Genomic DNA, 12,982 nt, shown 5'->3' on the forward strand with positions numbered 1-12,982 from the left:
AATGCCGGCTGCGCTGATCCATATCAACGGCCTCCGTCTGCAATTGCTCTACAACGACACCGTAGGGCGCGCTCGCCCGTACTGCCTGATGAACCATAAAAGCAATTGCACACCTTGACCGGCGGGATTACGCCGGGCCAGGTGATTAAAGGACTAATGCAATGGACACCGCCTTTTCACGCCTGGCCTTGTGCGCCGCAGCGTTGTTTTCGATCCCGACCCTGCAGGCCAGCGAAGCTGTCGAGGACGATGTGCTTGAACGTGGCCAATACGTTGCCCAACTGGGTGACTGCGTCGCGTGCCACACCGCCCCCCAGGGCCCGCTGATGGCTGGGGGCCTGCAACTGAAGACGCCCATGGGCACCCTCTATTCGAGCAACATCACCCCGGACCCGGACACCGGCATCGGCCGCTACAGCTTCGAACAGTTCGACAAGGCCATGCGTGAAGGCGTGAGCGCGGACGGTACTTACCTCTATCCGGCCATGCCCTACCCGTCCTACGCAAAAATGAGCGAAGCCGACATGCGCGCGCTCTACGCCTACCTGATGCAAGGCGTGACGCCCATCAGCCGCTCCAACCAGGCCGCCGACATGGTCTGGCCGTTCAACATGCGCTGGGGCCTGGCCTTGTGGAACTGGGCGTTCGTCGACAACCAGCCCTTCGAAGCCGACCCCAACCGCGACCCGCTAATCAACCGCGGAGCCTATCTGGTGCAGGGCCTGGGGCATTGTGGTGCCTGCCACACGCCACGGGGCCTGGCCTTCCAGGAAAAGGCCATGAACGATGCCGGCAGCAGCGGCAAGCACTTTCTTGCCGGTGAAACCGTTGAGCACTGGCGAGCCCTGAGCCTGCGCAACCTGTGGACGGTGCCGGACACCGTGCAACTGCTCAAGACCGGCCAGAACCGTTTCGCCACGGTCTCGGGCAACATGGCCGAGGTCATTCACCACAGCACCCAGCACTTCAGCGATGCCGACCTCACGGCCATCGCCAGCTACCTCAAGTCCCTGCCTCCGGGTGAAGACGACCTGCCCATGCCGGCCGTGACGCTGGCCCCTGCCGCGCCCCCGGACGATCTGTTCAGCAGCCGCGGGGGCCTCGGCTACACGCAATTTTGCAGCGACTGCCACCGTACCGACGGCGCCGGCGTGGAGGGGATGTTCCCGCCATTGGCCGGTAACCCGAGCATTGCCTCGAAAGACCCGACCTCCTTGCTGCATATCACCCTCACCGGTTGGGCCACCGCACAGACCGCCACCCATTCGCGGGTGTACACCATGCCCGGGTTCGCCCGCCTCTCGGACCAGGAAATCGCCGAAATCCTCAGTTTCGTGCGCGGGCGCTGGGGCAACGATAGCCCGGCGGTCACGCCCGACCAGGTGAAAAAGCTTCGCGGCCAGCTCAACCCGCAGACCATTGATTCGACCGCCTTCCAGACCCCGCGCCTGGCCGACCTGCTTGCAGCCCCCAACGCCGACCAGGTGATCCGCGGCATGCGCCTGCACCTGCAGACCAAGGCACTGCTGCCGGATAATGTCGGCAACGCCCTCAATTGCACCAGTTGCCACCTGAATGCCGGCACGGTGGCCGATGGTTCACCCTTCGTCGGTGTGTCGGCATTTTTCCCCGGCTACGCGCCACGGGCCGGCAAGGTCATCAGCCTGGAGGAGCGCATCAACGGCTGTTTCCGTCGTTCCATGAACGGCAAGCCGATCCCGCCGCAATCGGCGGATATGCAAGCCATGGTCGCCTACTTCGAGTGGATGAAGAACAACACCCAGCCCGGCGACAAGGTGGCCGGGCGCGGGGTCGGCAAGATCGACCCGTCGATCAAGCCCGACCCGGCCAACGGCCAGCAGGTATACGTCAAACAGTGTGCGGTGTGCCATGGTGCCAACGGCGAAGGCCTCGCCCGTGCCGACGGCAGCCCGGTGTTCCCGCCGCTGTGGGGCGAGCAGTCGTTCAACATCGGCGCCGGCATGGCGCGCACCTACACGGCGGCTGCGTTCGTCAAACGCAACATGCCGATCGGCTTTCACGAGGGCTTCCCCCTGGGCCAGGGCGGACTGAGTGATCAGGAGGCGGTGGATGTTGCCGCCTGGTTCTCGCAACAGCCACGCCCGGACTTTGCCGACAAGGTCAAGGACTGGCCCAACGGCGGCAAGCCGGTGGATGCGCGTTACTGAGCTGCGTGTGCATCAGGGCCGCGTTGCGGCCCATTGCAAAAGGCAGTCTTGAGCACATGGTGTGAAACTTGCTTTCCCAGTGATGTCTGGCATGGGTCGGTAACGGCCTATTGCCACCCCAACACTTTGCGAATCCAAGGACACACAATGAAAAACGCATGGCTGACGGTTTCCGCACTCGCGTTGTGTCTGGCTGCGGGCAATGCCCTGGCCAAGGAATACAAGGAGCTGCGTTTTGGCGTCGATCCGTCGTATGCACCCTTTGAATCCAAAGCTGCCGATGGCAGCCTGGTGGGCTTCGATATCGACCTGGGCAATGCCATCTGCGCCGAGCTCAAGGTCAAGTGCAAGTGGGTCGAAAGCGATTTCGACGGCATGATCCCGGGGCTCAAGGCCAACAAGTTCGACGGAGTGATTTCGTCGATGACGGTGACCCCGGCGCGCGAGAAAGTCATCGACTTCTCCAGCGAGCTGTTCTCCGGCCCGACCTCGTTCGTATTCAAGAAAGGCTCGGGGTTGAGCGCCGACACCGCTTCGCTCAAGGGCAAGACGGTCGGCTACGAGCAGGGCACCATCCAGGAAGCCTACGCCAAGGCCGTGCTGGACAAGGCCGGGGTCAAGACCCAGGCCTACCAGAACCAGGACCAGGTCTATGCAGACCTTGTGTCCGGCCGCCTCGACGCCTCGATCCAGGACATGCTCCAGGCCGAACTGGGCTTCCTGAAATCGCCACAAGGCGCCGATTACGAAGTCAGCCAACCGGTCGAAAGCGAGTTGCTGCCGTCCAAGACCGCGGTTGGTATCAAAAAAGGTAACACTGAGCTCAAGGCGCTTCTCGATAAAGGTATCAAAGCGTTACACGATGACGGTACCTATGCACAGATCCAGAAAAAGCACTTCGGTGACCTGAACCTCTACAGCGGTAAGTGATGAGTAGGAGCGGGCTTGCCCCGCGATGAGGCCGCTCGAAACGCAGCGACTTCATCGCGGGGCAAGTCGAGGCGTCGAACCGCCGCTCCTACCGCGACCGCATATATCCGGCATAGGTTGAGTTCATGTTCGAAGACCTGCTGCAGTACCTGGGGCTCTCGGCATTCAGCTTGAAGGGCTTCGGCCCCTTGCTGTTGCAGGGCACCTGGATGACCATCAAACTCTCGGCCATGTCGCTGCTGGTCAGCGTCGGGCTGGGCCTGCTCGGCGCCAGCGCCAAGCTCTCACCGGTGCGCATGCTGCGTGTCCCGGCGCAGCTCTACACCACCCTGATCCGCGGCGTGCCGGACCTGGTACTGATGCTGCTGATTTTCTACAGCCTGCAAACCTGGCTGACCAGCCTGACCGACTACATGGAATGGGAATACATCGAGATCGACCCGTTCGCGGCCGGCGTCATCACCCTGGGTTTCATCTATGGTGCCTACTTCACCGAGACCTTCCGTGGCGCCATCCTCGCCGTGCCCCGTGGCCAGGTCGAAGCGGCCACCGCCTACGGCCTCAAGCGCCTGCAACGCTTTCGCTTCGTGGTCTTCCCGCAGATGATGCGCTTCGCCCTGCCCGGTATCGGCAACAACTGGATGGTAATGCTCAAGGCCACCGCCCTGGTGTCGATCATCGGCCTGGCCGACCTGGTCAAGGCAGCCCAGGACGCCGGCAAGAGCAGCTATCAGTTGTTCTACTTCCTGATGGTCGCCGCCTTCATCTACCTGCTGATCACCAGTGCCTCTAACATCTGTCTGCGTTGGCTGGAACGACGCTATAACGTCGGCACCCGGGAGGCCATCCGATGATCGAACTCCTGCAGGAATACTGGCGAGCCTTCCTCTACACCGACGGCACCCACATCACGGGCCTGGCCATGACGATGTGGCTGCTCACCGCCTCGCTGGCCATTGGTTTCGTGGCCTCGATACCCTTGTCCATCGCCCGCGTCTCGCCGCGTTTCTGGATCCGCTGGCCGGTGCAGTTCTACACCTACCTGTTCCGTGGCACGCCGCTGTATATCCAGTTGCTGATCTGTTACACCGGGATCTACAGCCTGGCCGCAGTACGCGAACAGCCGATGCTCGACAGCTTCTTTCGCGACGCGATGAACTGCACCATCCTGGCCTTCGCCCTGAACACCTGCGCCTACACCACGGAGATTTTCGCCGGAGCCATCCGCAGCATGAACCATGGTGAAGTGGAAGCGGCCAAGGCCTATGGCCTGCGCGGCTGGAAACTTTATGCTTACATCATCATGCCGTCGGCGCTGCGCCGCTCGTTGCCCTACTACAGCAACGAGGTGATCCTGATGCTGCACTCCACCACGGTCGCCTTCACCGCCACTGTGCCGGATGTGCTCAAGGTCGCGCGCGACGCCAACTCGGCCACGTTTCTGACCTTCCAGTCATTCGGTATCGCCGCACTGATCTACCTGTGCGTGACCTTCACACTGGTTGGCCTGTTCCGCCTCGCCGAACGGCGCTGGCTGGCCTTTCTAGGACCGACTCACTAGGACTGATATGCATCACTCGACCCACGATATTCTGGCTCCGGTGCCCGGCATCGACCGCCAGATCCACAGCTTCCACTTCGGCCCCCGGGGCACTGGCAAGATCTACATCCAGGCCTCCCTGCACGCCGATGAACTGCCCGGCATGCTGGTGGCCTGGCACCTCAAGCAACGCCTGGCCGAGCTCGAAACCCAGGGCCTGTTGCGTCGCGAGATCGTACTGGTGCCGGTCGCCAACCCGGTCGGTCTGGAACAGGTGCTGATGGATGTCCCCCTGGGCCGCTACGAAATGCAGAGCGGCGAAAACTTCAACCGCAACTTCGTCGACCTGAGCGACAAGATCGGCGACCAGATCGAGGGGCACCTGAGCCAGGACCCGGCGCACAATGTGGCCCTGATCCGCGAATGCCTGCGCCGCGCCCTGGACGCCCACCCGGCGCACACGCCACTGCAGTCGCAGCGCCTGACCCTGCAACGGCTGGCCTGCGATGCCGAGATGGTGCTGGACCTGCATTGCGACTTCGAGGCCGTGGCCCACCTGTACACCACCCCTGAGGCCTGGCCGCAGGTCGAGCCACTGTCACGCTACCTCGGCACCCAGGCCAGCCTGCTGGCCACCGATTCCGGCGGGCAGTCCTTCGACGAGTGCTTCACCCTGGTCTGGTGGCAGTTGCAACAACGCTTTGGCAAGCAGTTCCCGATCCCCCAAGGCAGCTTTTCGGTCACCGTCGAATTGCGTGGCCAGGGCGACGTCAGTCACCCACTGGCCGAGCAGGACTGCGCCGCGCTCCTGGCCTACCTGACCCACTACGGCGCCATCGACGGCCAGCCCCCCGCCCTGCCGGAGCTGCTCTACCCGGCTACGCCGCTGGCCGGCGTGGAGCCGGTGACCACGCCCCTGGGCGGGTTGCTGGTGTTTCACGCCAAGCCTGGCCAGTACCTGGAGAGCGGCCAGCTGATCGCAGAGGTCATCGACCCGCTCAGTGACCGGGTGACACCGGTGCGCAACGTCCAGCCCGGCCTGATGTATGCCCGCTCGCTGCGGCGCATGGCCACCGCCGGCATGGCCATCGCCCATGTGGCCGGCCGCCAGGCCTACCGCAGCGGTTACCTGTTATCGCCTTGAGGGCCTGCCATGTACAAACTGACCATCGAAGACCTGCACAAGCGCTACGGCGAGCACCATGTGCTCAAGGGGGTTTCGCTCAAGGCCAGGACCGGTGACGTGATCTGCCTGATCGGCGCCAGCGGTTCAGGCAAGAGCACCTTCCTGCGCTGCATCAACTTTCTCGAACAACCCAACGAGGGGCGCATGACCCTCGATGGCAACCCGGTGCACATGAGCCATGACCATCTCGGCCTGCGGGTGACCGATCCCGACGAGCTGCAACGCCTGCGCACGCGCCTGGCCATGGTCTTCCAGCACTTCAACCTGTGGAGCCACCTGAGCGTGCTGGAGAACATCAGCCTGGCACCGCGGCGGGTGCTTGGGGTCAGCAAACAGGAAGCCGAAGCCCGGGCGCGCAAGTACCTGGACAAGGTCGGCCTGGCGGCGCGGGTTGCCGACCAGTACCCGGCCTTTCTTTCCGGAGGCCAGCAGCAGCGCGTGGCCATTGCCCGGGCGCTGGCCATGGAGCCGGAGGTCATGCTGTTCGACGAGCCCACCTCGGCGCTCGACCCGGAACTGGTCGGCGAGGTGTTGAAAGTGATCCAGGGATTGGCTGAAGAAGGGCGGACCATGATCATGGTGACCCACGAGATGGCCTTTGCCCGCAAGGTGGCGAGTCAGGTGATGTTCCTGCACCAGGGCCTGGTCGAGGAGCAGGGGCCAGCCGCCGACGTCCTCGGAAGTCCGAAAAGCGAACGCCTGCGCCAGTTTCTCAGTGGCAACCTGAAGTAAGCCTCAGGCCACGGGCGCAGGGGGTGGTTCGTCCGGCAAGGTCGGCTCGCCCGGTTCCATGGGTGGGTGTTCACCCGGTTCTGCCGGTTGTGGCGTATCTGGGTCAGGCTGACCGGGCACACCGCCGGCATGGGCGGTGTGTGGGTGCGGGTGAGCCAGCAGCGTCCAGGCCAGCACCCCAACCTGGTTGGGCTGCAACACGGCCAGCTTGGCACTGATGCTCGGGTCGAGTTTCATGAGCGACTCCTTGGCGATGCCCGCCAGGCCTGGTGCCTGGCGAACGGCTCATCGCATTAGAGTGCGCAAGGCGCGGGAAATTCCCGCGCTTCGTCGGCTCAGGTGCGAGGCAGGGTGACGCCGCGCTGGCCCTGGTACTTGCCGCCACGATCCTTGTACGACACTTCGCACTCTTCATCGGATTCGAGGAACAGCATTTGCGCCACACCTTCGTTGGCGTAGATCTTCGCCGGCAAGGTGGTGGTGTTGGAGAATTCCAGGGTCACGTGGCCTTCCCACTCCGGTTCCAGCGGCGTGACGTTGACGATGATGCCGCAGCGGGCATAAGTGCTCTTGCCCAGGCAGATGGTCAGGACGTTGCGTGGAATCCGGAAGTACTCGACGGTACGGGCCAGGGCGAAGGAGTTCGGCGGGATGATGCAGACGTCGCTCTTGACGTCGACGAAGCTGCCGGCGTCGAAGTTTTTCGGATCGACGGTTGCCGAATTGATGTTGGTGAACACCTTGAATTCATCGGCGCAGCGCACGTCGTAGCCATAGCTGGAGACACCGAAGGAGATCAGCCGGTTGTCGCTCTCGCCGCGCACCTGGCGCTCGACGAACGGCTCGATCATGCCGTGTTCCTGCGCCATGCGGCGAATCCACTTGTCCGATTTGATGCTCATGGCGGGTGTCCTGAAGTAACGAGGTGAAAATTTCTGTGGCGCATCTTACCGGGCCCGGCGCCCGGTTCAAAGTTCCATCCGCCTGCGGGTGTCAAATCCGCGCCGGACGGGGCCTGCGGGGCTGGCGACTGCACCGTCAGTCTTGATTTGCGCGAAAGCTCAACAAGATTATTGGCACGTTCTGGAAAAAGGGTTATGGTGGCGCCACTGTGCTGCACGTGTCACTGAGAATCTCTACCTGATGCAAGATTTCGATCAACCCATCTTCATGAATTTTCTGCCTCTTTGCACTCAGTCTCGGCCAGGGCGTTCCTGAGCCGCAGTTAACTTTGTCCAAGGAGACAGACCATGTCCAATCGCCAAACCGGTACCGTTAAGTGGTTCAACGATGAGAAAGGCTTCGGCTTCATCACCCCACAATCCGGTGACGACCTGTTCGTACACTTCAAAGCCATCAAGGCTGACGGCTTCAAGAGCCTGAAAGAAGGCCAGCAGGTTTCTTTCATCGCTACCCGCGGTCAGAAAGGCATGCAGGCTGAAGAAGTAGAAGTTATCTAACTTCCGCTTTACAGCTTGAAAAAAGCCCCGCCCTTAACAGGCGGGGCTTTTTTTATGCCCGCGTTTCGACCCATCGCCGGCTCCCACAGTCCTGCCACCCTTGTGGGAGCCGGCAGAGCCGGCGATGGGGCTAGCTTCAATCTTCGCTGATGGTGATGTTCGGCATCGCCGGCGCCGCAGCCTCCTGCAACACGATCCGCGCCCCCACCTGACGGGCCAGCTCCTGATAGACCATGGCGATCTGGCTTTCCGGCTCGGCGATGGCGGTCGGCTTGCCACTGTCGGCCTGCTCGCGGATCAGCATCGACAGCGGCAGCGAAGCCAGCAGTTCCACACCGTACTGCGCCGCCAGCTTCTCGCCCCCACCCTCACCGAACAGATGCTCGGCATGCCCGCAGTTGGAGCAGATGTGCACGGCCATGTTCTCGACCACACCCAGCACCGGGATGTTGACCTTGCGGAACATCTCCACACCCTTTTTCGCGTCGAGCAAGGCCAGGTCCTGCGGCGTGGTGACGATCACCGAGCCTGCCACCGGGACTTTCTGTGCCAGGGTCAGCTGGATGTCGCCGGTACCTGGCGGCATGTCGATCACCAGGTAGTCGAGGTCGTCCCAGGCGGTCTGGGTCACCAGTTGCAGCAATGCGCCGGAGACCATCGGCCCGCGCCAGACCATCGGCGTGTTGTCATCGGTCAGGAAGGCCATGGACATCACTTCGACGCCATGGGCCTTGAGCGGCACGAACCACTTCTGATCGCGAACCTGGGGCCGGGTGCGCTCGGGAATCCCGAACATCACGCCCTGGCTCGGGCCATAGATGTCGGCATCGAGAATCCCCACCCGGGCACCTTCACGGGCCAGGGCCAGGGCCAGGTTGGCCGCGGTGGTGGACTTGCCCACGCCCCCCTTGCCCGAGGCCACGGCAACGATGTTCTTGACGTTGGCAAGCCCCGGGATCTGGGCCTGAGCCTTGTGCGCGGTGATCACGCAGTTGATCTCGACCCGCGCCGAAGCGACACCGTCGATACCCGCGATCGCCGTTTGCAGGACCTGCGCCCAGCCGTTCTTGAACAGGCCAGCGGCATAACCGAGCTGCAGCTGGACATTGACCTGCCCGCCCTGGATATCGATGGCCTGCACACAGCCGGCGCTGACCGGGTCCTGGTTCAGGTAAGGGTCGGTGTACTGGCGAAGAACGGCTTCGACGGCTGCGCGAGTGACGGCACTCATGGAGACTCCCGTGATAAGACTGAGCAAAACAGGCCACTATGCTAACCCGTGAAACATCTACGGATACGCCCATGGGGTGAAATAAATTTCCCGGCGTTTTATAGTGGCCGATCACCGTTTCATCTCAAGTAGCCGAAAAATAGCCGAGCCCCCATGTCCGAGCCACGTCAGATTCTCGTCACCAGCGCCCTGCCCTATGCCAATGGTTCCATCCACCTTGGCCATATGCTCGAGTACGTCCAGACAGACATGTGGGTGCGCTTCCAGAAACTGCGCGGCAACCAGTGCGTGTATGTCTGCGCGGACGACGCCCATGGCTCGGCCATCATGCTGCGCGCCGAAAAGGAAGGCATCACCCCCGAGCAGCTGATCGCCGACGTCCAGGCCGAGCACAGCAAGGACTTCGCCGATTTCCTGGTGGATTTCGACAACTTCCACTCGACCCACGCCGAAGAAAACCGCGAGCTGTCGAGCCAGATCTACCTCAAACTGCGTGAAGCCGGGCACATTGCCACCCGCTCCATCACCCAGTACTTCGACCCGGACAAGAAAATGTTCCTGGCCGACCGCTTCATCAAGGGCACCTGCCCCAAGTGTGCCGCCGAGGACCAGTACGGCGACAACTGCGAAAAATGCGGCGCCACCTACGCGCCCACCGAGCTGAAGAACCCGAAATCGGCGATTTCCGGCGCCACCCCGGTGCTCAAGGATTCCCAGCACTTCTTCTTCAAGCTGCCGGACTTCCAGGCCATGCTCCAGCAGTGGACCCGCAGCGGCACCCTGCAGGACGCCGTGGCCAACAAGATCGCCGAGTGGCTGGACGCCGGCCTGCAGGAGTGGGACATCTCCCGTGATGCCCCGTACTTCGGCTTCGAGATCCCCGACGAGCCGGGCAAGTACTTCTACGTCTGGCTGGACGCACCGATCGGCTACATGGCCAGCTTCAAGAACCTCTGTGCCCGTCGTCCGGAGCTTGACTTCGACGCCTACTGGAACAAGGACTCCAAGGCCGAGCTGTACCACTTCATCGGCAAGGACATCGTCAACTTCCACGCCCTGTTCTGGCCTGCCATGCTCGAAGGCGCCGGCTACCGCAAGCCGACCGGCATCAACGTGCACGGCTACCTGACCGTCAACGGCTCGAAGATGTCCAAGTCCCGTGGCACCTTCATCAAGGCGCGCACCTACCTGGACCACCTGTCGCCGGAATACCTGCGCTACTACTACGCCTCCAAGCTCGGTCGCGGCGTCGACGACCTCGACCTGAACCTCGAGGACTTCGTGCAGAAGGTCAACTCCGACCTGGTCGGCAAGGTGGTCAACATTGCCAGCCGTTGCGCCGGCTTCATCCACAAGGGCAACGACGGCGTGATGGTCGACGGCGATGCCGCGCCGGAACTGACCGAGGCCTTCCTCAACGCCGCCCCGGCCATTGCCGAAGCCTACGAAGGCCGTGATTTTGCCCGCGCCATGCGCGAGATCATGGCGCTGGCCGACCGCGCCAACGCCTGGATCGCTGACAAGGCGCCCTGGTCGCTGGCCAAGCAGGAAGGCAAGCAGGAAGGCAAGCAGGACGAAGTCCAGGCGATCTGCGCCCAGGGCGTCAACCTGTTCCGCCAGCTGGTGATCTTCCTCAAGCCGGTGCTGCCGGTGCTGGCCGCCGATGCCGAGGCCTTCCTCAATGTTGCGCCGCTGACCTGGGCGGATCACCAGACGCGCCTGACCAACCACAAGCTGAACCCGTTCAAGGCGCTGATGAACCGTATCGATCCGGCCAAGGTCGAAGCCATGACCACCGCCAGCAAGGAAGACCTGGCTGCCAGCCAGACATCCGTCGTCACCGGTAATGGCGAGCTGGTCAAGGATCCTCTGTCGGCTGAGATCGAATTCGACACCTTCGCCGCCGTCGACCTGCGCGTGGCCCTGATCCTCAAGGCCGAAGCCGTCGAGGGCGCCGACAAGCTGCTGCGCCTGACCCTGGACATCGGCGACGAGCAGCGCAACGTGTTCTCCGGCATCAAGTCGGCCTACCCGGACCCGGCCAAGCTTGAAGGTCGCCTGACCATGATGATCGCCAACCTCAAGCCGCGCAAAATGCGCTTCGGCATCTCCGAGGGCATGGTCATGGCTGCAGGCCCTGGCGGTGAAGAAATCTACCTGCTCAGCCCCGACAGCGGCGCCAAGCCAGGCCAACGCATCAAGTAAGTCCCACGCCCCGGACGATTGCGTCCGGGGCGTTCTCATCCTTGCGTCATTGCCGGATAATGGCGAACAGCCCTGGCAATGTGCACCCCCATGAGCGAACTCATCCTGGCCCTGATCAGCGCCGCGCTGGTCAACAACCTGATCCTGCATCAGGGGCTGGCCATCGACCCTGCCCTGCACTACCCGGTCGACCGGGAACGCCGTCGGCTGCACGCACTGGGCCTGGCGACACTGGTGTTGCTGGTGCTGGCGACCAACCTGGGACAGCTGCTGTATCGCTACCTGTTGCTGCCCTTGCAACTTGACTACCTGCGCTTGTTCGTCTTCCTGCCTTTGGCGGTGCTGCTGATCGAACCCATGCTCGGATTGCTGTCACGAGCGCTACCCAGCCTGCCGTTTGCCGGGCTGATGCCCTTGTTGCTGGGCAATGTGGCGCTGCTGGGCCTGAGCCTGCAGGTCAGCGAGGGCGACTATGGTGTCTTCAAGACCCTGGCCTGGAGCCTGGGTGGCGGGCTGGGGTTCTGGCTGGCCATGGCGCTGTTTGCCGATTTGCGCCAGCGCACTGACAACGACGCTGTACCCCAGGCCTTTCGCGGCCTGCCTTCCGATCTGATCGGGGCAGGCGTCATGGCCCTGGCGTTTCTCGGCTTCAACGGATTATTTACATCATGAGTCTGATTCAACGCATCGACGCCCTGCTGCCGCAGACCCAGTGTGGCAAGTGCGGCCACGCGGGCTGCAAGCCCTACGCCGAGGGGCTGGCCAAGGGCGAGGCGATCAACAAATGTCCACCGGGCGGCAGCGAAACCATCGCGGCCCTGGCCAGCCTGCTGCAGGTTCCGGTCATTGCCCTGGACGCCGAACGCGGCAGCGCGCCCGCCCAGGTGGCCTACATTCGCGAAGCGGAGTGTATCGGCTGCACCAAGTGCATCCAGGCCTGCCCGGTGGATGCCATCGTCGGCGCAGCCAAGCTGATGCACACAGTGATCAGCGCCGAATGCACCGGCTGTGACCTGTGCGTGGCCCCCTGCCCGGTGGACTGCATCGACCTGCTACCCCTGACCGCCGACAGCACAATCGTGCCGATCGTCGGCGGGTTTGCCCATGATGCCCAGGCTTTGGCGGCACGCAACAGCAAGCGCAACCACGCGCGGCGCCGTTTCGAGCTGCGCAACAGCCGCCTGCAGCGCGAAGAGGCGCGCAAACAGGCTGAACGCGCCGCACGTAGCCAGCGTAGCGCCCAAACCGGCAGCAGCGACCTGTCCACCGCAGCCGACGACCCTGTCAAGGCCGCCATCGAGCGGGTCAAGGCGCAGAAGGCCGCGGCCGCCGATACAGCCCTGAAACAGGCCAAGATCGCCGCCGCCATGAGCCGGGCACAACTGAGCAAGGCCAGGACAGCCTTCGGCGCGAACCCCGGCGAGGCGCAACAAGCCCAGCTGGCCGAGCTGGAACGGGAAGCCGAACAGGCACAAACCCGCCTGCAAGCCTTGCAACCGGCCACCGACC

12 protein-coding genes and 1 pseudogene are annotated in these 12,982 nt (G+C 63.1%); 10 read left to right on the forward strand and 3 right to left on the reverse strand.

The features are described 5' to 3' along the window. Positions 1–161 precede the first annotated feature (161 nt). The 6 genes from ACIQUS_RS18765 to ACIQUS_RS18790 all read left to right on the forward strand — a co-directional run bounded on the left by ACIQUS_RS18765 (position 162) and on the right by ACIQUS_RS18790 (position 6,577). Positions 162–2,189, forward strand: coding sequence for a c-type cytochrome (locus ACIQUS_RS18765; RefSeq protein ID WP_403049601.1), 2,028 nt, complete (start codon positions 162–164; stop codon positions 2,187–2,189). Positions 2,190–2,336: 147 nt separating this feature from the next. Further along, positions 2,337–3,119, forward strand: a complete 783-nt coding sequence (locus ACIQUS_RS18770; RefSeq protein ID WP_403049604.1) for a transporter substrate-binding domain-containing protein — start codon at positions 2,337–2,339, stop codon at positions 3,117–3,119. 125 nt (positions 3,120–3,244) lie between these two features. After that, positions 3,245–3,973, forward strand: a complete 729-nt coding sequence (locus ACIQUS_RS18775; protein WP_403049607.1) for an ABC transporter permease — start codon at positions 3,245–3,247, stop codon at positions 3,971–3,973. Then, on the forward strand, positions 3,970–4,680 hold the full coding sequence (locus tag ACIQUS_RS18780; protein WP_403049610.1) for an ABC transporter permease: 711 nt from the start codon (positions 3,970–3,972) through the stop codon (positions 4,678–4,680). Before ACIQUS_RS18775 ends, ACIQUS_RS18780 begins: the two co-directional genes overlap by 4 nt. Before the next feature lie 7 nt (positions 4,681–4,687). Beyond that, the gene (locus tag ACIQUS_RS18785) at positions 4,688–5,803 is read left to right on the forward strand and encodes a succinylglutamate desuccinylase/aspartoacylase family protein (RefSeq protein ID WP_403049613.1); all 1,116 of its coding nucleotides are present in this window, start codon (positions 4,688–4,690) and stop codon (positions 5,801–5,803) included. Positions 5,804–5,812: 9 nt separating this feature from the next. Beyond that, entirely contained in the window at positions 5,813–6,577 is a 765-nt protein-coding gene (locus ACIQUS_RS18790) for an ABC transporter ATP-binding protein (RefSeq protein WP_403049616.1), read from the forward strand. Between the two features lie 3 nt (positions 6,578–6,580). Here ACIQUS_RS18790 and ACIQUS_RS18795 read toward each other — a convergent pair whose 3' ends face one another. After that, positions 6,581–6,814, reverse strand: a complete 234-nt coding sequence (locus ACIQUS_RS18795; protein WP_403049619.1) for a hypothetical protein — start codon at positions 6,812–6,814, stop codon at positions 6,581–6,583. Positions 6,815–6,912: 98 nt separating this feature from the next. Next, a complete protein-coding gene (dcd, locus tag ACIQUS_RS18800) occupies positions 6,913–7,479 on the reverse strand; it encodes a dCTP deaminase (protein WP_028943496.1) in 567 nt (188 codons plus the stop codon). A 348-nt stretch (positions 7,480–7,827) separates the two neighbouring features. Between dcd and ACIQUS_RS18805 the strand changes: the two genes are divergently transcribed. Beyond that, a complete protein-coding gene (locus ACIQUS_RS18805; protein WP_028943495.1) occupies positions 7,828–8,037 on the forward strand; it encodes a cold-shock protein in 210 nt (69 codons plus the stop codon). A 136-nt stretch (positions 8,038–8,173) separates the two neighbouring features. Here ACIQUS_RS18805 and apbC read toward each other — a convergent pair whose 3' ends face one another. Next, complete coding sequence (apbC, locus tag ACIQUS_RS18810; RefSeq protein WP_403049624.1) at positions 8,174–9,268, reverse strand: iron-sulfur cluster carrier protein ApbC; 1,095 nt, start codon at positions 9,266–9,268, stop codon at positions 8,174–8,176. Positions 9,269–9,421: 153 nt separating this feature from the next. Here apbC and metG point away from each other — a divergent pair, with 153 nt between their 5' ends. The 3 genes and pseudogenes from metG to rsxB form a co-directional block, all read left to right on the forward strand. Next, positions 9,422–11,473 (forward strand): methionine--tRNA ligase, encoded by a 2,052-nt coding sequence (gene metG / locus ACIQUS_RS18815; protein ID WP_403049627.1) that lies wholly within the window; start codon positions 9,422–9,424, stop codon positions 11,471–11,473. Between the two features lie 90 nt (positions 11,474–11,563). Then, positions 11,564–12,145 (forward strand): Rnf-Nqr domain containing protein, encoded by a 582-nt coding sequence (locus ACIQUS_RS18820; protein WP_403049630.1) that lies wholly within the window; start codon positions 11,564–11,566, stop codon positions 12,143–12,145. Beyond that, a pseudogene (gene rsxB, locus ACIQUS_RS18825) lies at positions 12,142–12,981 on the forward strand (electron transport complex subunit RsxB); the annotation flags it as partial. The gene ACIQUS_RS18820 and the pseudogene rsxB, both read left to right, overlap by 4 nt. Position 12,982 lies beyond the last annotated feature (1 nt).

Origin of the sequence: Pseudomonas sp. NPDC090755 (assembly GCF_044769005.1) — a bacterium.
Taxonomy (GTDB): domain Bacteria; phylum Pseudomonadota; class Gammaproteobacteria; order Pseudomonadales; family Pseudomonadaceae; genus Aquipseudomonas.

What these genes read in the sequence shown, in the direction of transcription:
- ACIQUS_RS18765 (WP_403049601.1), top strand. Translation starts at nt 162, where the DNA reads ATGGACACCGCCTTTTCACGCCTGGCCTTGTGCGCCGCAGCGTTGTTT.
- ACIQUS_RS18770 (WP_403049604.1), top strand. Translation starts at nt 2,337, where the DNA reads ATGAAAAACGCATGGCTGACGGTTTCCGCACTCGCGTTGTGTCTGGCT.
- ACIQUS_RS18775 (WP_403049607.1), top strand. Translation starts at nt 3,245, where the DNA reads ATGTTCGAAGACCTGCTGCAGTACCTGGGGCTCTCGGCATTCAGCTTG.
- ACIQUS_RS18780 (WP_403049610.1), top strand. Translation starts at nt 3,970, where the DNA reads ATGATCGAACTCCTGCAGGAATACTGGCGAGCCTTCCTCTACACCGAC.
- ACIQUS_RS18785 (WP_403049613.1), top strand. Translation starts at nt 4,688, where the DNA reads ATGCATCACTCGACCCACGATATTCTGGCTCCGGTGCCCGGCATCGAC.
- ACIQUS_RS18790 (WP_403049616.1), top strand. Translation starts at nt 5,813, where the DNA reads ATGTACAAACTGACCATCGAAGACCTGCACAAGCGCTACGGCGAGCAC.
- ACIQUS_RS18795 (WP_403049619.1), bottom strand. Translation starts at nt 6,814, where the DNA reads ATGAAACTCGACCCGAGCATCAGTGCCAAGCTGGCCGTGTTGCAGCCC.
- dcd (WP_028943496.1), bottom strand. Translation starts at nt 7,479, where the DNA reads ATGAGCATCAAATCGGACAAGTGGATTCGCCGCATGGCGCAGGAACAC.
- ACIQUS_RS18805 (WP_028943495.1), top strand. Translation starts at nt 7,828, where the DNA reads ATGTCCAATCGCCAAACCGGTACCGTTAAGTGGTTCAACGATGAGAAA.
- apbC (WP_403049624.1), bottom strand. Translation starts at nt 9,268, where the DNA reads ATGAGTGCCGTCACTCGCGCAGCCGTCGAAGCCGTTCTTCGCCAGTAC.
- metG (WP_403049627.1), top strand. Translation starts at nt 9,422, where the DNA reads ATGTCCGAGCCACGTCAGATTCTCGTCACCAGCGCCCTGCCCTATGCC.
- ACIQUS_RS18820 (WP_403049630.1), top strand. Translation starts at nt 11,564, where the DNA reads ATGAGCGAACTCATCCTGGCCCTGATCAGCGCCGCGCTGGTCAACAAC.